Here is a 17,424-nt window from a genome sequence, read left to right on the forward strand (position 1 = left end):
GGTGCGGCGGCCGTCTGCGCAAAAGCGACGGCGGGCGCAAGAAGCGCCGCGGCGGCGGCACCCACGCGTCCCAGAGTGGAAATCCTATTAAATTGCATAGCTAAAAAACTCCCCTGTCAACCGTGCTTCAAAGCGCTTCAGTGTTGGTTTCGCCGGTACGGATGCGCACGGCCTGCTCGATCGAATAGACGAAGATCTTGCCATCGCCGATCTGGCCGGTCTTGGCGGCCGAAGCGATCGCATCCACGGCCTTTTCGACGAGGTCGGAGGGGACTGCGATTTCGATCTTCAGTTTTGGCAGAAAACTTACGGCATATTCGGTACCGCGATAGATTTCGGTATGTCCCTTTTGGCGTCCGTAACCTTTGACTTCGGTTACGGTCAGGCCCTGGATACCGACAGCCGTGAGGGCTTCGCGCACCTCATCCAGCTTGAACGGCTTGATAATGGCCATCACGATTTTCATCTGGCTTTCCCATCCTTTGTTTGTCCTCGGCCAAGGCCGACTCTCCTCATCGACGTCAGATCATGACAGCGACTGGCCAGATACATTCAAGGGGCGTGCCAGTTTCGAGACACCCTACAAGTTATTGAAATGTAAAGAACTAAACAGCCGGTCTCAAAAAACGGGCATTTGGATGGCGCAATCACGTCCAAAACTTGTGCAAATTTGAAAAATTGCACAACTATTAATCATTTGCCTTTTTCCGAATCAATCCTTCCTGGGCCACCGAGGCGATCAGTGTGCCAGAACGGGTGTAAATGCTGCCGCGGGTCATTCCGCGGGCGCCGGAGGCGCTGGGACTGTCCTGCGTGTAGAGGAGCCAGTCGTCAAATGTGACGGGCCGATGAAACCACATCGCATGGTCGAGGCTCGCCGCCTGAAGTGTCGGATCGAAGATCGACGTGCCGTGCGGATAGAGCGATGCGTCGAGCAGCGTCATGTCGGAGAGATAGGCGAGCACGGCCGCCTGATAGTGACGGTCGGACGGCACCTGCCCGACGGTACGAACCCAGATGTCCTGCCGCGGTTCGAGCTTGTCCCTGGTGAGATAGTGCACGAGCGAGGTCGGGCGCACCTCTATCGGCCGCTCCCGGCTCCAGTAGCGACGCACATTCTCCGGCGCTTTCTTGAGGAAGAGTTCCTTGAACTCCTTTTCCCCCATCAGATCTTCCGCCTGCGTCACCGAAGGCATATCGATCTGGTGATCATAACCGCCCTCCTCCACCTGGAACGAGGCCGACATGGCGAAGATCGCCTTGCCGTGCTGCACCGCCACCGCCCGCCGAGTGGTGAAGCTTGACCCGTCGCGGATGCGCTCCACCTGATAGAGGATCGGAACGGAAGGATCGCCGGGACGCATGAAATAGGCATGCAGCGAATGCACGAAACGATCGGCCGCGACGGTCCGCTGGGTGGCCATCAGGGCCTGGGCGATCACTTGTCCGCCGAACACCCGCTGCCACCCGACATCGGGACTGGTGCCGCGATAGATGTTCTCCTCGAGCTTTTCGAGGTCGAGAGTCGCGATCAGCTGTTCCATGGCGGAGGGGGATTCGGTCTGGCGCGACATTATGACGAACTCCGGCGATAGGAAGCGGCTGTCGGATGATCTATATCCACCACATGATATTCTCAAGTCTCACGGGAGTTTAGGCAAATGCTGGACATGCTGGTTGTAGGAGGCGGTTATGTGGGTCTCGCCGCCGCTGTCGCGGTCAAGCAGGCAGCGCCGCATCTGCAGGTCGAGGTGATCGAGGCGGCTCCTGCCGGCGTCTGGGAAAAGGACGAGCGAGCCTCCGCCATCATCGCCGCCGCAACCCGCATGCTGGACGTCATCGGCGTCTGGAACGAGATTGCCGTGGACGCTCAGCCGATCAACCGGATGGTTGTCACCGACAGCCGCACGTCCGATCCGGTGCGCCCGGTCTTCCTCACCTTCGACGGCGAAATCGAGGAAGGCAGGCCGTTCGCCCATATGGTGCCGAACGTCGCCATGGTGCGGGCACTGCGCGGCGCCGCCGAACGCCTCGGGATTGCCATCCGCCACGGACTTTCCGCCACCGGCTTCCAGTCCGGCAGCACCCGCTGCACCGTGTCGCTCTCCGACGGTTCGGCCGTCGAAACCCGCCTTCTGGTCGCCTGCGACGGCGTGCGCTCCAAACTGCGCGACATGGCCGGCATCAAGACCGTCACCTGGGATTACGGCCAGTCGGGCATCGTCGCGACGGTTGCTCACGAGCGGCCGCATGAAGGTGTGGCGGAAGAACATTTCCTGCCGTCCGGCCCGTTTGCCATCCTGCCGCTCACCAACAACCGCTCCTCGCTCGTCTGGACGGAGCGCACGGACGAGGCCAACCGGCTGGTTGCCTCCGACGACCTGGTGTTCGAGGAGGAGCTGCAGCGCCGCTTCGGCCACAAGCTCGGCGAACTGACGGTGGTCGGCGACAAACGCGCCTTCCCGCTCGGCCTGACGCTTGCCCGCGCTTTCGTGGCGCCGCGCATTGCCCTTGCCGGCGATGCGGCGCACGGCATCCACCCGATTTCCGGCCAAGGCCTCAATCTCGGCTTCAAGGACGTCGCGGCGCTTGCCGAAACGGTGGTCGAAGCCGATCGTCTCGGCCTCGATATCGGCGCACTCAACGTGCTGGAGCGTTACCAGTCCTGGCGGCGTTTCGACACGTTCCGCATGGGTGTGACGACTGACGTGCTGAACCGGCTGTTCTCCAACGACATCACGCCCATCCGCATCGCCCGCGACTTCGGGTTGGGCATTGTCGAACGAATGCCGAAGCTGAAAAGCTTCTTCATCGACCAAGCGGCGGGAAAGAGCGGCGAAGACGGCCCGAAGCTGCTGGCGGGCGAGGCGATTTAAGCACGCGCCCACAGCCCCTCATCCCGCTGCCGCGACCTTCTCCCCGCAAGCGGGGCGAAGGGGTTATGCCGCGCCGGCCTCCTCAAGGAACGATCTTAAGCGGCTTGTGGCGACGTCGGAAACAGAGCGGGAAGTTCGCCGCGTTCCTCCTTCGCCCCGCAAGCGGGGAGAAGGTGCCGGCAGGCGGATGAGGGGCAACAGCCAGCCTGTTAGTCCTCGATCTTGCGCGCCTCGGAAATCAGCATGATCGGAATACCGTCACGGATCGGGTAGGCGAGCTGCGCCTTCTGGGAGATGAGCTCGTTGGTCTCTCGGTTGAAGGACAGCCGGCTCTTGGAGAGCGGGCAGACGAGCAGGTCGAGCAGTTTGGGATCGACCTTGCTGAGTTTCTCGTCCATGGACTTGGGCCTTACTGCAGGACAGTGTCGGAATCGCCAAAATCGCGCGCCAGCAGGATTTCCGTGATCGCGATCAGCGTTTCGGCGCGGGTCCGCAGGTCCGGCGCTTCGAGGAGAGCCTGTTTCTCCGCAGGTCCGAAGGGCGACATCATCGACAGGGAGTTGACGAGCGTGCGGTTGCCGGCGCGCTCGACGCTTTCCCAATCCGCCTCCAGCTTGTTGGCGTCGAGATAAGCGCGGAAGACGCGCAACAGTTCGGCGCGGTCGACCGTGCTCTCATCGTCCTCGGTGGAGAGGTCCGTCATCATCGGGGCGATCTTGAAGGTGCGATAGGGATGGCCGTGGCCCACCTCTTCGATGAGCCGGAACCGGCAGATGCCGCTGATGGAGGTGATGTACCGGCCATCGCCGGTTTCGGCAAACGATGTGATGCGGCCGATGCAGCCGACCGTCGAGAGCGGAGCATGCGGGCCTTCGGCCGACTCGCCGGATTCGAGCAGCGACGGCTGTACGATACCGATCAGCCGGTTACCTGCAAGCGCCGCGTCGAACATCGCAAGATAACGCGGCTCGAAGATGTTGAGCGGCAGCTGTCCGCCCGGCAGAAGCAATGCGCCGGTAAGAGGAAAGACAGGGACCGTTTCCGGCAGATCCTCGCGCTTCAGATATCTCGCATTTCCCACATGCATGGGTCCGATACCTCCCAGACAACCACCGGCTCAGACCAAAGATTCGCTGATTAAAGTAATGTGGGGCACCCACCGGAGAACGCAAGGCCAATCCTTGAGGATCGGCCTTGCTTGCGAACACAGGCCCGTGTTCACGAAAACGGGCTCTGTCTACGAAAACAGGATGGAGGACAGGCGGCGGCGGGCGGCGATCGTCGCCGGATCCTTCGGTCCCCAGACATCAAAGAACGCCAGGAGCTGACGGCGGGCACCGTCGTCGTCGAACGTGCGGTCCTTTCGCATGATCGTCAGCAGGTGCTCGGCGGCCTTGTCCCGTTCGCCCTGAACGTTGAGGATCTTGGCGAGCTTCAGGCGGGCGTCGTGGTCGTCCGGGTTGTCGTCGAGCTGGCGCTCGAGAGCCACCGGATCGCCGAGCTTACGGGCTTCCTCGATCTGCTCGATCTTCTTGGCGACCGCCTGGATCGCCGGATCCTTGGCAAGCTCTTCGGGGAGGGAGGCGAGCATCTGGCTGGCACGCGCCGTCTCGCCCGTGGCGATCAGGCACTGCATCATGCCGGCGGCAGCCTTGGCATTCTCCGGATCGGCCTGCAGGACGGCGCTGTAAAGCTGGGCCGCGTCCTGGATATCGCCAGCGACCATGAAGGCCTCCGCTTCGGCGAGCGCCCCTTCAATCTCGGCCGCATCTTCTGCGCCGGGAGGTCCGGCAAGCTTATCGATGAACTGGCGCACCTGGCTTTCCGGCACCGCGCCCATGAAACCGTCGACCGGGCGGCCGTCGACAAAGGCGATGACCGCCGGGATCGACTGGATACCGAGCTGGCCCGGGATCGACGGATGATCGTCGATATTCATCTTGACGAGCTTGACCCGGCCCTGGCCTTCGTTGACGACCTTTTCGAGAACCGGCGTCAGCTGCTTGCAGGGACCGCACCACGGCGCCCAGAAATCGACGAGAACCGGCTGGCGGCGCGATTCTTCGAGGACGTCTTTAGTGAAACCGGCCGTGCTCGTATCGGACACGTAACTCCCTGCAGGCGCCGACGTGGCGGGTGCCGCGCCAAAACTCGCCGAGGCGGTCATCTGTCCGCCGTAAGAACCGCCATAGGGGTTATTGCTGCCGCTCATGAATGTTCTCCCGGGAACGCTTTCGCATCTTTGCCATATAGGCTGCAAAGATCGTATGTCAGTCTGTCACTTTCAAGACAAGCGGCGGATGGCCGGTCGCTTCCAGAAAACGGATGAGATCGTCGCGCCCGATCGACGTGGTGGCATCGTTCGACAGCGGATGGCCGTTGATGATGTCGTGCTTCATCAGGTCTTCGTCGAGCACGAAGGTGACATTGCGTCCCGTATCGTTGAAGGCACCGAATACCGTCACCGAGCCAGGAACCACGCCGAGATAGTCCAGGAGCATTTCGGGCCGCCCGAACGAGACGCGGCTCGACGCTCCGATCACCTTGTGCACGGTCTTCAGGTCGACCGTCGCGCGTTCCTCGACCGTCAGGACGAAATACTGGTCCTTCTTGTCCTTCACGAACAGGTTCTTGGTGTGGCCGCCGGGGATCTCGTCACGCAGGCTTTCAGACTCGGCAACCGTGAAGACCGGCGGGTGCGTCTTGGTCGAATGCGCAATGTTCAGGCTGTCGAGGAAACGGAAAAGATCCTCGGCGGTTTTCGGCTCTGTCTCGGTCATGCTAATGGATTGGCTCTGTTGGCGGGCGGTTGAGACGCAACCATAACCACAATGTTGCCCTCGGCCAAGGGAAGCGCACACGATCTCGTGAAGCGCTTGACCCAGAATGATGGGCGACCATTTAAACAGACATGGAGAACCGGCCTCCGACTATTCGGTCGGCGGCCTGTAGCCAATTGATAAATAATAACTACTCCAGTTAACTCAAGTTTATTCCGCGCGGCTTTTCGCGCCTCTCGATACCGGCCCCGGCCAATAACTGCCGCTCAATCTCCAGTGCCGGCGCAGCGCCCGGCTTCTTAACGGAAAGGTCTGCCTCATGGTCACCTTCACGCTCAACGGACAGGAAAGAACGTTCGACGGCGACCCCGACACTCCGCTTCTCTGGGTCATCCGCGATTTCGAGAAGCTCACCGGCACCAAATACGGCTGCGGCGTCGCCCAGTGCGGCGCCTGCACGGTGCATCTCGATGGCACGCCGCGACGCTCCTGCGTAACCCCGATCTCGACGATCGAGGGTTCGGAGGTCGTCACGATCGAAGGCGTTTCCGGCACGGAAGCCGATGCGGTCAAGACCGCCTGGACCGGCCTCGACGTGCCGCAATGCGGCTACTGTCAGTCCGGACAGATCATGTCGGCGGTCGCCCTGCTGCAGATGGTGCCGAAGCCGACGGATGCCGATATCGACGGCGCTATGGCCGGAAATATCTGTCGATGCGCCACCTACCATCGCATCCGTGCGGCGATCCACAATGCCGCCAGTTCGATGGAGGGCTGAGCCATGACCATCCAGGACATCAACGCCACCCGCCGCGGTTTCCTTGCCGGCTCGGGCCTCGTCATCGGCGTCGCCATCGCGCCGAAGATGCTTTCCGCTGCACCGACCGGCGTGCATGCCGGCGGCGATCCGGCGCTGGCCCCGATGAATGCCTTCGTCAAGGTCGGCACCGACGACACGGTAACCGTGCTCGCCAAGCACATCGAATTCGGCCAGGGCCCGTTCACCGGCCTCGCGACGCTGGTCGCCGAAGAACTCGACGCCGACTGGAGCCAGATGCGCGCGGTCCACTCGCCGACCGACAACAAGGTCTATGCCAACCTGATGTTCGGCCTGCAGGGAACCGGCGGTTCGAGCTCCATCGCCAACTCCTATGAGCAGATGCGCAAGGCCGGCGCCACCGCACGGGCAATGCTGGTTGCGGCAGCCGCCGAGGACTGGAAGGTGCCTGCCTCCGAGATCACCGTCCAGAAAGGCCGAATCAAGCACACCGCTTCCGGCAGGGAGAGCGGTTTTGGCGCATTTGCCGAAAAGGCGGCCCGCCAGACGCCGCCCGCGGAGCCGAAACTCAAGGACCCTAGGGATTTCGTGCTGATCGGCACCGAACTGCCGAAACTCGACACCCATGGCAAGACCAACGGCACCGCGATCTTCACGCTCGACATCACGCCTGACAACCTGCTGATCGCCGTCGTTGCCCATCCGGAACATTTCGGTGCGACGGTGAAGAGCTTCAACGATACAGAAGCCCGCAAGGTGCAGGGTGTGGTCGACGTGAAACAGGTGCCGTCGGGCGTCGCCGTTTATGCGGACAACACGTTCGCCGCGCTCAAGGGCCGCGATGCGCTGAGCATCGAATGGGATCTCTCCAAGGCCGAGACCCGCTCGTCGGAGGAGCTCGCAGCCGACTACCGAAAGCTCTTCGGCGAAAAGGGGCTGGACGCGGCCAACAACGGCAATGTCGACGACGCCTTCAAGGCCTCCGGCCTGCAGACAGTGGAAGCCGAGATCGTCTTCCCATTCCTCGCGCATGCGCCGATGGAACCGCTCGACGCGGTTTTCATCAAGGCGGACGACGGATCGGTCGATATCTATAACGGCGCGCAGTTCCCGGGCATGGACCAGTCGGTCGCCGCCAAGATCCTCGGGCTCGACGAAACGAAGGTCAGGGTGAACACCCAGCTCGCCGGCGGCAGCTTCGGCCGCAAAGCGCAGTTCGGCTCGCCCTACATACAGGAAGCGGCAGCCGTCTATGCCGCAACGGATCGCAGCCGTCCCTTGAAGCACATGTGGACCCGCGAGGACGACATCCGCGGCGGTTATTACCGCCCGATGTATGCCCACAGGATGCGCGGCGCCATCAATGCGCAGGGCCAGATCACGGCCTGGGAACAGGTGATCGTCGGACAATCGATCATGGGCAAGGCCGATCTCGACGAGACCTCGGTCGAAGGCGCCTCCAACCTGCCCTACACGATCCCGAACCTGAAGGTCAGCGCCCACAACGTCCAGCTCTCCATCCCGCCGCTCTGGTGGCGGTCGGTCGGCCACACCCATACCGGCTTTGCAGTCGAGACCTTCGTGGATGAGCTGTTCCAGAAGATCGGCAAGGATCCGGTCGAGGGGCGTCTTGCGCTGCTCGGCGAAAAGCCACGCCATGCGGGCGTGCTGAAGAAGGCTGCCGAAATGGCGAACTGGGGCTCGCCTCTGCCGGAAGGCCGCGCCCGCGGCGTTGCGGTGGTCGAAAGCTTCAACACTTTCGTTGGCCAGATCGTCGAAATTTCGGTCGGGCCGGAAGGCGCACCGCGTGTCCACAAGGTCTGGTGTGCGGTCGATTGCGGCGTTGCCGTCAATCCGAACGTCATCAAGGCGCAGATGGAAGGCGGCATCGGCTACGGCCTCGGCGCAGTCCTCTTCGATGCGGTGACGCTCGCCAAGGGCGGCAAGATCGTGCAGTCGAACTTCCACGACTACCGGTCGATCCGCATCAACGAGATGCCGGATGTGGCGGTGGAGATCATCAAGTCGAGCGAAAAGCCGAGCGGCGTCGGCGAACCCGGCGTACCGCCCGTCGGCCCGGCGGTTGCCAATGCCTGGCGGCGCCTGACCGGCGCGCCGGTCCGGCAGCTGCCTATCGTCAACATCGTTTCGGCCTGAGGATCAAACCCCGATGAATTGGAAACTCGCTATCACCGGCGTCGCGACACTCTGTCTTTTCGTGGGCGCCGGCACGCTTCTGTCGCCCGCCTCTGTCGCCCAGGACGCCAAGATCGACGCCAAGACGCTGAAGCCCGCCGCTTCCTTCCAGTCGATCGCCAACGAGCGGGAACGCTCCGTGGCGCTCTTCCAGGAGGCGGGCAAGGTCATCCAGCACCCGCGCTGCGTCAACTGTCACCCGGCGACCGACCGGCCGCTGCAGGGCGTCAACATGCACCCGCACCAGCCGCCGGTCTTCCGCGGCGATGGCGGCATGGGCCTGCCCGGCATGCAGTGCACCACCTGCCACAGCGCGGAAAACACCCCGGTTGTCGGCCAGGCCGATACGATCAAGAGCATACCGGGCAATCCCGCCTGGCATCTGGCGCCGATCGAGATGGCCTGGGTCGGCAAGTCGCTCGCCCAGATCTGCCAGCAGATCAAGGACCCGGCCCGCAACGGCGGCAAGACCATGGATCAGATCGTCGAGCACATGGCGCATGACGAACTGGTCGGCTGGGGCTGGAAGCCGGGTGCAGGGCGCGAACCGGTGCCGGGCACGCAGGCCCAGTTCGGCGAGCTGATCAGCGCCTGGGTGAAGTCCGGAGCGGCCTGCCCGGCCTCCTGAGAATGAAGCGGCCGCCGGTTCCGGCCGGAACCGGCGGTTTGCAAGGGCTTTGACGGGATCGCAATTTTTCTTGGCGCCAATCGTCATTTCCCTGTTGCATTTGAAAAAGGACTGGGCCATATAGCGCCCGTCGCCGGCAACGAGCCACGACGCCACGGTCAAGCTTTACTACCACGGACCGATGGATTGATGAGCGGGTGTAGCTCAGTGGTAGAGCACAACCTTGCCAAGGTTGGGGTCGAGGGTTCGAATCCCTTCGCCCGCTCCAAATTCCCCTTTTTTGAGACTATACTCTACCAGCCCGGCCACAGGGTCGAGACGCTCGACAGCGTCGCCCCGTTCGCAAATGCAAAGCGGGCGCTTCCCCTCCATTACCCTTTCCCCATGAATTTAATGATTCTCGCATGTTCACCGAATGCGCGAGATGGCATATTGGCTGCAACCGCCCATGCGATATCGCACCAGCGATTCGGCGGTTGAATGGAGATGTGCCGTCATGGAATCTCGCCCACACCACCAGAAACTGAGCCAGAAAACCGCCGTTGAAACCATGCAACGGCTCGAGGGCATCGTCGCCTCTGCCATGGACGGGATCATCACCATCGATGACGAGCAACGGGTCATCCTGTTCAATCCGGCCGCCGAGCGCATGTTCGGCCTGCCGGCCAACGAGGCACTTGGTCAGCACATCTCCCGTTTCATGCCGGAACGCCATCGCCCGACCCATGCGGCACATATTCATCGTTTCACCGAAACCGGCGTGACCACCCGCCAGATGGGATCGCTCGGTGCGATCAGCGGTCTGCGCGCCGACGGCGAGGAATTTCCGATCGAGGCGTCGATCTCGCAGGTCGAGATCGGCGGCGAGCGCCTGGCCACCGTTATCCTGCGCGACATCACCGAGCGAAAGGCCGCCGAGGATGCTCTGCTGGAAAGCCGGCGGCGCATGGAGGGGATTGTGGAATCGGCGATGGACGCGCTGATCACCGTCGACGGGGGTCAGCGGATCGTGCTGTTCAACCCGGCCGCCGAGCGCATGTTCGGCGTCGCCGGCAAAGATGCGATCGGCTCACCGATCGAACGTTTCATCCCCGAACGGTTTCGGCATGGACATGGCGAACATATCCGCCTCTTCAAGGAGACCGGCGTTACCAACCGCCGGATGGGCGCATTGGGGGCGATCAGCGGCCTGCGCGCCAATGGCGAGGAATTCCCCGTCGAGGCGTCGATTTCGCAGGTCCAGATTGGCGATGGAAAGCTGGCAACGGTCATCTTGCGCGACATTACCGAACGCAAGGCCAACGAGGATTCCCGCCAGCTATTGGCCCGCGAGGTCGATCACCGGGCCAAGAACGCCCTGGCTGTGGTGCAGGCCCTGGTCTCCCTGACCCGTGCCGAAACCAAGGAGGCTTTCATCGTTGCAGTTCGGGGCCGCGTTTCCGCGCTGAGCCGCGCCCATTCGTTGCTCGCCCAGAACCGGTGGGAGGGCGGAGATCTCGCAGCGGTCCTCACCGAGGAAACCCGGGCCTATCAAAGCGTCAGCCAGTTGATGATCGGCGGGCCTTCAGTCACACTCACCCCCAATACCGTGCAGCCGGTCAGCCTCCTCATTCACGAGCTTGCCACCAACGCCGTCAAATACGGGGCATTGTCGGTCGCAGAAGGCCGGGTCGATGTCTCCTGGCGCATCCTGCCGTCTTTCGAACTGGAGCTTCGCTGGACCGAGACCGGCGGCCCGGCGGTGCAGAAGCCGGAATCCAGGGGCTTCGGCTCGACCTTGGTAATGGAAGTCGCCACCCGTCAATTAGCGGGCGAACTCGACATCAGCTGGCCGCCAACCGGTATGTGCCTGGTCGCGACGCTGCCCCGATCCGTCTATCGGCCCGACATTTCGGCCGGCTCGGTTCCCGGCGAGGGGGTCGCGCTCAAGGCGTCGGAGGCCGGCTCGGCGGGGCGGATACTTGTCGTGGAGGACGAGACCCTTATCGCCATGGAGCTCTGCAGCGAACTTGAGTCGCGCGGCTGGGAAGTCGTCGGGCCGGCCACAACTACCGATGAAGCCATGCGCCTGATCGGTGGCTCGCAACTTCCCGACGTCGCCGTCCTCGATGTCAACCTCGGGGGAAACCCCGTCTATCCGTTCGCGGAATGGCTGCAGACCCATGGCGTGCCCTTCCTGTTCTGCACCGGATACGAGCAGCTCGACGATCACCACGGCTTCAAAAACCGGACGACCATCCGAAAACCAGTGAACATGACGCTGCTGGAAGGTGAACTGCGCCGCATCCGTCAACCGACGTGACCGGAAAACGCCGCCGGCTTTTGGGTCAGCGGCGGCGTCAACTCGGAAAGCCCGATCAGGCCGCACGCGAGCGATAACCGCCGGAAGCATAGGTCTGGGAGGGTGCGCCGCCATTCGTCTTGAAGCGCGCCATCATGTCGGCGAGGCTGTCGGTTTCCTGCGTCAGGCTCTGGGCAGCGGCGGTGGTTTCTTCCACCATCGCGGCGTTCTGCTGGGTCACCTTGTCCATCTGGTCGGCGGAGGCCGCCACTTCGCGCAGGCTCATCGCCTGTTCGCTGGTGCTCGAGCTGATCGTGTTGACGAAGGTGCTCATCTGCGCGACTTCGCCGACGATGTCGTCGAGCGATTTGCCGGAAGCGGTGACGAGCTCGACGCCCTGCTTGACCTGCGCGGACGATGTCGAGATCAGCGTCTTGATCTCCTTGGCGGCATCGGCCGAACGCTGGGCGAGCCCGCGGACTTCCTGGGCGACGACTGCGAACCCGCGACCGGCCTCGCCGGCGCGGGCGGCTTCGACCCCTGCGTTGAGGGCGAGAAGGTTGGTCTGGAAGGCGATGTCGTCGATCACGCCGATGATCCGGCTGATCTGCTCGGCCGAGCCTTCGATGGCAGCCATGGCGGCGACCGCACTGGCGACGATCTCGCCGCCGCGCTGGGCCTTCTGCTGCGCAAGCGATGCGACACCCTGGGCGCGGCTTGCGCCGCTGGCGCTGTCGTTGACAGCCGAGGTCACCTGGCCGAGAGCGGCAACCGTCTCTTCAAGGCTTGCGGCCTGCTGTTCCGTGCGCTTGGCGAGGTCGTTGGAGGCGATCGAGATTTCCTGCAGACCCGCGCGGATCGTGCCGACGGCTCCGACGACCGAGCCGATCGCCTCCTCGAGATTGCCGACCGAACTGTTGAACTTGGCGCGGATCGGCTCGAATTCTTCGGCGACGGCACCGTCCATGCGGACCGTCAGATCGCCGCCGGCAAGCCGGTTGAAGCCCTCCTCGATCGCATGGACGAAAGCGCGCAGATCCTCGCCCTTGGCACTGTCGATCGCCGACTGGCGCTGGCGCTGATGTTCCTGCGCCTCGCGGGCCTCAGATGCCTGCTGCTCCAGCCGGACATTCTCCTCGGCGGATGCCTTGAAGACCTGGACGGCACGCGCCATGGCGCCGATCTCGTCCTGGCGCTCCTGGCCTTCCACCTTGGCGCCGAGATCGCCGCCGGCAAGCTTCGTCATTGTCACGGTCAAGCGACGGACCGTGCCTCCGAGCGAGCGGGCAAAGATCAGGAAGCCGATTAGCGACAGGATCGAAACGATGACGGTGCCGAGTGCGGTCATCCACAGCGCCGTCTCGCTGGCCGTGACCAGCGGCGTGATATCAGAGGCGATTTCGAGAACGCCGACCTTCGTTCCCGAGAAGTCGAGGAGCGGCACGGCCTCGACGGCATAATGCTTGCCGCCGATATCCGCATAACGCCGCACGGAACCCTTATCATAGGCCTCCTGAAGCTCGGCGCCGCTCAGGATCGGATTGCCGCCATAGGTGGACGCCTGCTTGTCGAACTTGTCGGCGCCCTTGGTGTAGAGCGTGACATAAGCGTTCGCTTTCTTGGTCAGACGGGAGAAATAGGCATCGACGAGCTTCAGCCCGACATCCACCACGCCGACGACCTTGCCGTCCGTGACGACCGGGGCGGTTGCAAACAGGCTGACGGCGGTGCGGCCGGTCTCGATGCCAACCACCAGTTTCTTGTCGCTCAGCGAAGTCGCCACCATCTTGCGGCGCGCCTTGATATTGTCGCCGAAGACATCCGGATCATGCACGCGGGCAATCGCATCGGCCGCTGCGGAGCTGAAGGTGATCATTTCAAGCCCGCTCGCGTCCTTGATGCTCTTCAGACTGGCGAAGCGGGAGAGCAGGCTCTGCCGATCGTTGGCGAGAATGAGCGGGGAGGTTTCCGGCAGGGAAGCGATCGTCAGCGCCAGCGCGGAGGCGGCACGCCCCTGGGCGGCCATATCGTCCTGGATGACCGCGAGATCGCTATCAAGCTCCGTCTGCAGCGCCTGCTCGGTCATGCTCGACTGGCGCTCCCATGCAAGCCAGCCGATTACCACGCTCGCGAAAAGCACCGCTGCAAAACCGAAGAAGGTAAGCCGTCTCGACAATGGCTTCCTGATGCTGATCTCGTTCATATGTCCCTCGAAATTGCGCCCTGCAAAAGCAGAGGGCAGCCGCCCGGCGGGCGGCAATGCCAATCCTGAAGAAAACTATGTCGAAATCGGTTGAAATTTAACTAATGTCAAAATCCCATTGCGTTCCACAATGTAAAACGAGAAGCAATAACTTTGCTTCGGCGTGCGCCGCGGTAGAGTTACAACTGGACTCACCGATTTTACATGGAGACCGAAGCAAGCCCGTCTGAACGCCGGGAATTATTTTGACATGGAGGCGCGAGCTGGGCTCCGGCGCCGCCCACTGTCGTCATTGCTTTGAAAAAACATAGTCCGTTTCCTGCAGCAGGACCTCGCCCGGCCGCAGCACCGCATTCGGGAAGTTGGCGTGGTTGATGGCATCCGGCCAGACCTGGGTTTCCAGGCAGAACCCGGCAAAAGCCCCATAGCGGCGGCCATCGAGGCCCGGCACCGGGATCTGCGACAGCTTGAAAGCGGCATAAAGCTGCACGCCGGGCTCGGTGGTGCGAACTTCCAGCGACACGCCGGAATGGATGCTGCGCGCCAAAGCCACCGCACGCTTGGCCGTTCGCTCCGGCGACAGGCAGAAGTTATGATCGAACAGGACCTGAGCCTCGCCGTCGAACCGCTTCATCGGCCCCATATCGCGCAGGTCAAAAGGCGTGCCCGCGACGGGCATCAATTCGCCGGTCGGCACCTGATTGTCGTCAAAGACGAGCACATGGTCGGCTGCGATCATGATGTCATGGCCGAGCGCATCCTCGTGGCCGTCGAGGTTGAAATAGGTATGCTGGCAGATATTGGCGAGCGTCGGCTGATCCGTGGTGGATTGGTAGACGACGGAAAGAACGCCGTCATTCTTGAGTTGGTAGGTTGCCGTGATCGTGCAGTTTCCCGGATAACCGGCACGGCCGTCGGGATCGGTGATCCGCAGCACCACCTTGTCGGCAGTATGCTCGACGATCGTCCAATTGCTGCGGCCGATGCCGTCCGAGCCGCCATGGAGGTGGGTGACGCCCCGTTCGTTCAGTTCCAGCTGATATTGCTTCCCATCCAGCGTGAAACGGCCACCGCCGATACGGTTGGACGAACGGCCGGGCGTCGCGCCGAAATATGGGGAATGGTTCAGGTAATCCTCAAACCGCTCGAAACCGAGCACGAGCGGCGGCTGATGACCGTCGAGCCTGAGGTCCTGGATCACCGCACCCCAGGTGATGACGTTAGCGGTGAGTCCGCCGCCGGAGATCCGGACACGATAGACGGTTTCGCCCTTTTCCGTGGTGCCGAAAACTTCGAAATTCTGGTCCGCCATGAGATTGCTCCTCCACCGATATGTTTGCGGCAACCTGCGCGATTTGGCGGCGGCCCGCAACGTCGCGGAGAAGAAAAAAGGCTCTATCGCGTGAGCGCGCGCGTCGCCTGTTCCAATCCACCGAGCGTCAGCGGGAACATGCGCTCGGTCATCAGTTGCCGCATGACGCCGATCGAGGTCGTATGGCTCCAATGATCCTGCGGCACCGGATTGAGCCAGACGCAGCGGCGGAAATGCTCGGTGACGCGCCTCATCCAGGACTCGCCGGGCTCCTGGTTCCAGTGCTCCACCGAACCGCCCGCATGGGTGATCTCGTAGGGGCTCATCGACGCATCGCCGACGAAGATCACCTTGTAGTCGGCGCCATAGCTGCGGATCAGATCGAGCGTCGGCGTCCGCTCCGACCGGCCGTTTTCCTTCCACACGCCTTCATAGAGGCAGTTGTGGAAGTAGAAATGCTCCATATGCTTGAACTCGGCGCGGGCGGCCGAGAACAGTTCTTCGACCACCCGGATATGGTCGTCCATCGAGCCTCCGACATCGAAGAACATCAGCAGCTTCACCGCGTTGCGCCGTTCCGGCCGGGTCTGGACGTCGAGATAACCGTGCTCGGCAGTAGAGCGGATCGTGCCCGGCAGATCGAACTCCTCGACCGCCCCTTCCCGCACCCAGCGGCGCAGCCGCTTCAGAGCCAGCTTGATGTTGCGGGTGCCGAGCTCAACCTTGTCGTCGAAATCGGCAAACTCCCGCTTGTCCCACACTTTTACCGCCCGGCGGTGGCGGGACTGGTCCTGGCCGATCCGCACGCCTTCCGGATTATAGCCATAAGCGCCGAAAGGTGACGTGCCGCCGGTGCCGATCCATTTCGAGCCGCCCTGATGCCGACCCTTCTGCTCCTCGAGCCGCTGGCGCAGGGTCTCCATCAGCTTCTCGAACCCGCCGAGCGACTCGACGAGCTTCTTCTCTTCGTCGGTCAGATGCTTTTCGGTGAGCTTGCGCAGCCATTCTTCAGGGATGCTGGCGACATCCACGCCAGGCTCTCCGGAGACCATTTCCAGCCCGCGGAAATAGGACGAAAAGACCCGGTCGAACTTGTCGATATGCCGCTCGTCCTTCACCAGCGCCGTGCGGGCGAGGAAATAGAAGGCCTCCACATCGAAATCCGCGATCCCTTCTTCCACCCCTTCCAGAAGGTCGAGGAATTCCCGGAGTGTTACCGGGATCTTCGCTTCTTTGAGGTGAAGGAAGAAGGGAATGAACATCGCGTCGAAAACCTACTCAGTACCGATCTTCTCCGGATCATAGGGGGTGGTCTGGTAGATCTCGTTGATCCAGTTGCCGAACAGAAGATGTGCATGGCTGCGCCAACGGTTCAAGGGCGTCAGCGTGTCGTCGTTATGCGGGAAGTAGTTATGCGGCATCCTGATCGGTACGCCGGCATTGACGTCCCGGAAATACTCGTCAGCCAGCGAGGTGGAGTCGTATTCCACATGGTTGAACATATAGAGCCGCTTGCCGGCCTTCTCGTGCACCAGGCAGATACCCATTTCCTCGGATTCCATCAGGATTTCGAGGTTGGAGTTCTTCTCGATGTCGGCGCGGCGGACTTCCGTCCAGCGCGACACGGGAACTTGAAAATCGTCCGAAAATCCGTTGAGATAGATCGAGGACGGCACGAGATTGCGGTGGCGATAGACGCCGAACGCCTTTTCCTTGAGCTCGTATTTCGGCACGCCATGGAAATGATAGATCGCCGCCATCGCGCCCCAGCACACATTCATGGTCGAATGCACGTTGGTCGCGGTCCAGTCGAGGATTTGCCTCATCTCGTCCCAATAGGTGACGTCCTCGAAAGGAAGCGTCTCGATCGGCGCACCGGTGATGATGAAACCGTCGAACTTGCGGTGCTTCACCTCTTCCCAGGTCTCGTAGAAGGAAAGAAGATGATCCTCCGACGTGTTCTTTGCCTTGTGGCCGCCGACGCGGATCAGCGAGAATTCGACCTGCAGCGGCGAGGCGCCGACGAGGCGCGCCATCTGCAGCTCGGTTTTGATCTTGTTCGGCATGAGGTTGAGCAGCCCGATCTGCAGCGGACGAATGTCCTGCCGCACCGCCATGGTTTCGGTCATCACCCGGACGCCCTCGGAAACGAGGGTGCTATATGCGGGCAGCGTATCGGGAATCTTGATCGGCATGTCTCAACCCAGCAAAAATAAAACCGGCGGCAAAATAAATCGCGACCGGTCCGTGGGAAGACATCTTCTCGCGGCCCTTTAGCGACTTTTTTAACGTGGCTGCAAGCCGGCCGGCCAAATCACCACGAATTCTCGAGAGTTCAAATACGCCTTGCTACGACCGTCGTCAATGGGA

General features: G+C 62.2%; 14 protein-coding genes, 1 tRNA gene, 1 pseudogene and 1 riboswitch. Of the genes and pseudogenes, 6 read left to right on the top strand and 10 right to left on the bottom strand.

Going from position 1 to position 17,424, the window contains the following annotated elements:
• Window positions 1-127: 127 nt before the first annotated feature.
• Window positions 128-466 carry a P-II family nitrogen regulator gene (locus MOV63_RS11690; RefSeq protein ID WP_007773854.1) on the bottom strand — a complete coding sequence of 113 codons (339 nt, stop codon included), beginning with the start codon at window positions 464-466 and terminating at the stop codon, window positions 128-130.
• 223 nt (window positions 467-689) lie between these two features.
• The gene (gene tesB, locus MOV63_RS11695) at window positions 690-1,574 is read right to left on the bottom strand and encodes an acyl-CoA thioesterase II (protein WP_247033921.1); all 885 of its coding nucleotides are present in this window, start codon (window positions 1,572-1,574) and stop codon (window positions 690-692) included.
• 84 nt (window positions 1,575-1,658) lie between these two features.
• Here tesB and MOV63_RS11700 point away from each other — a divergent pair.
• A pseudogene (locus tag MOV63_RS11700) lies at window positions 1,659-2,876 on the top strand (ubiquinone biosynthesis hydroxylase); the annotation flags it as partial.
• Between the two features lie 209 nt (window positions 2,877-3,085).
• Here the strand turns inward: MOV63_RS11700 and MOV63_RS11705 are convergent.
• The 4 genes from MOV63_RS11705 to MOV63_RS11720 form a co-directional block, all read right to left on the bottom strand.
• The gene (locus tag MOV63_RS11705) at window positions 3,086-3,274 is read right to left on the bottom strand and encodes a Trm112 family protein (RefSeq protein WP_038546737.1); all 189 of its coding nucleotides are present in this window, start codon (window positions 3,272-3,274) and stop codon (window positions 3,086-3,088) included.
• Between the two features lie 11 nt (window positions 3,275-3,285).
• A complete protein-coding gene (locus tag MOV63_RS11710; protein WP_247033923.1) occupies window positions 3,286-3,963 on the bottom strand; it encodes an LON peptidase substrate-binding domain-containing protein in 678 nt (225 codons plus the stop codon).
• Window positions 3,964-4,113: 150 nt separating this feature from the next.
• Complete coding sequence (gene trxA, locus MOV63_RS11715; protein WP_247033924.1) at window positions 4,114-5,088, bottom strand: thioredoxin; 975 nt, start codon at window positions 5,086-5,088, stop codon at window positions 4,114-4,116.
• 58 nt (window positions 5,089-5,146) lie between these two features.
• Window positions 5,147-5,656, bottom strand: a complete 510-nt coding sequence (locus MOV63_RS11720; protein ID WP_038546745.1) for a prolyl-tRNA synthetase associated domain-containing protein — start codon at window positions 5,654-5,656, stop codon at window positions 5,147-5,149.
• 319 nt (window positions 5,657-5,975) lie between these two features.
• Between MOV63_RS11720 and MOV63_RS11725 the strand changes: the two genes are divergently transcribed.
• From MOV63_RS11725 to MOV63_RS11745, 5 genes are all read left to right on the top strand, one after another.
• Window positions 5,976-6,434, top strand: coding sequence for a (2Fe-2S)-binding protein (locus MOV63_RS11725; protein ID WP_247033925.1), 459 nt, complete (start codon window positions 5,976-5,978; stop codon window positions 6,432-6,434).
• A gap of 3 nt (window positions 6,435-6,437) precedes the next feature.
• Window positions 6,438-8,591, top strand: a complete 2,154-nt coding sequence (locus MOV63_RS11730; RefSeq protein WP_247033926.1) for a xanthine dehydrogenase family protein molybdopterin-binding subunit — start codon at window positions 6,438-6,440, stop codon at window positions 8,589-8,591.
• A 13-nt stretch (window positions 8,592-8,604) separates the two neighbouring features.
• A complete protein-coding gene (locus MOV63_RS11735; RefSeq protein ID WP_247033927.1) occupies window positions 8,605-9,258 on the top strand; it encodes an Isoquinoline 1-oxidoreductase subunit in 654 nt (217 codons plus the stop codon).
• 193 nt (window positions 9,259-9,451) lie between these two features.
• Window positions 9,452-9,526: transfer RNA gene (locus MOV63_RS11740), tRNA-Gly, on the top strand.
• A 228-nt stretch (window positions 9,527-9,754) separates the two neighbouring features.
• Window positions 9,755-11,560: a PAS domain S-box protein gene (locus MOV63_RS11745; RefSeq protein ID WP_247033928.1), complete on the top strand. Its 1,806-nt coding sequence runs from the start codon at window positions 9,755-9,757 to the stop codon at window positions 11,558-11,560.
• Window positions 11,561-11,615: 55 nt separating this feature from the next.
• Here the strand turns inward: MOV63_RS11745 and MOV63_RS11750 are convergent, their stop codons facing one another.
• The 4 genes from MOV63_RS11750 to metA all read right to left on the bottom strand — a co-directional run bounded on the left by MOV63_RS11750 (window position 11,616) and on the right by metA (window position 17,249).
• Entirely contained in the window at window positions 11,616-13,742 is a 2,127-nt protein-coding gene (locus MOV63_RS11750; protein WP_247033930.1) for a methyl-accepting chemotaxis protein, read from the bottom strand.
• Window positions 13,743-14,031: 289 nt separating this feature from the next.
• Entirely contained in the window at window positions 14,032-15,054 is a 1,023-nt protein-coding gene (locus tag MOV63_RS11755; protein WP_247033932.1) for an aldose epimerase family protein, read from the bottom strand.
• A gap of 83 nt (window positions 15,055-15,137) precedes the next feature.
• Window positions 15,138-16,316: a VWA domain-containing protein gene (locus tag MOV63_RS11760; RefSeq protein WP_247033934.1), complete on the bottom strand. Its 1,179-nt coding sequence runs from the start codon at window positions 16,314-16,316 to the stop codon at window positions 15,138-15,140.
• Between the two features lie 12 nt (window positions 16,317-16,328).
• Window positions 16,329-17,249, bottom strand: a complete 921-nt coding sequence (metA, locus tag MOV63_RS11765; protein ID WP_247033936.1) for a homoserine O-succinyltransferase — start codon at window positions 17,247-17,249, stop codon at window positions 16,329-16,331.
• A gap of 58 nt (window positions 17,250-17,307) precedes the next feature.
• Window positions 17,308-17,385: riboswitch (SAM riboswitch) on the bottom strand.
• Window positions 17,386-17,424 lie beyond the last annotated feature (39 nt).

The organism is Neorhizobium sp. SHOUNA12A (assembly GCF_023006505.1).
Lineage (GTDB): Bacteria > Pseudomonadota > Alphaproteobacteria > Rhizobiales > Rhizobiaceae > Neorhizobium.

Coding starts and splice junctions, on each gene's coding strand:
- MOV63_RS11690 (WP_007773854.1), bottom strand. CDS start 466: ATGAAAATCGTGATGGCCATTATCAAGCCGTTCAAGCTGGATGAGGTG.
- tesB (WP_247033921.1), bottom strand. CDS start 1,574: ATGTCGCGCCAGACCGAATCCCCCTCCGCCATGGAACAGCTGATCGCG.
- MOV63_RS11705 (WP_038546737.1), bottom strand. CDS start 3,274: ATGGACGAGAAACTCAGCAAGGTCGATCCCAAACTGCTCGACCTGCTC.
- MOV63_RS11710 (WP_247033923.1), bottom strand. CDS start 3,963: ATGCATGTGGGAAATGCGAGATATCTGAAGCGCGAGGATCTGCCGGAA.
- trxA (WP_247033924.1), bottom strand. CDS start 5,088: ATGAGCGGCAGCAATAACCCCTATGGCGGTTCTTACGGCGGACAGATG.
- MOV63_RS11720 (WP_038546745.1), bottom strand. CDS start 5,656: ATGACCGAGACAGAGCCGAAAACCGCCGAGGATCTTTTCCGTTTCCTC.
- MOV63_RS11725 (WP_247033925.1), top strand. CDS start 5,976: ATGGTCACCTTCACGCTCAACGGACAGGAAAGAACGTTCGACGGCGAC.
- MOV63_RS11730 (WP_247033926.1), top strand. CDS start 6,438: ATGACCATCCAGGACATCAACGCCACCCGCCGCGGTTTCCTTGCCGGC.
- MOV63_RS11735 (WP_247033927.1), top strand. CDS start 8,605: ATGAATTGGAAACTCGCTATCACCGGCGTCGCGACACTCTGTCTTTTC.
- MOV63_RS11745 (WP_247033928.1), top strand. CDS start 9,755: ATGGAATCTCGCCCACACCACCAGAAACTGAGCCAGAAAACCGCCGTT.
- MOV63_RS11750 (WP_247033930.1), bottom strand. CDS start 13,742: ATGAACGAGATCAGCATCAGGAAGCCATTGTCGAGACGGCTTACCTTC.
- MOV63_RS11755 (WP_247033932.1), bottom strand. CDS start 15,054: ATGGCGGACCAGAATTTCGAAGTTTTCGGCACCACGGAAAAGGGCGAA.
- MOV63_RS11760 (WP_247033934.1), bottom strand. CDS start 16,316: ATGTTCATTCCCTTCTTCCTTCACCTCAAAGAAGCGAAGATCCCGGTA.
- metA (WP_247033936.1), bottom strand. CDS start 17,249: ATGCCGATCAAGATTCCCGATACGCTGCCCGCATATAGCACCCTCGTT.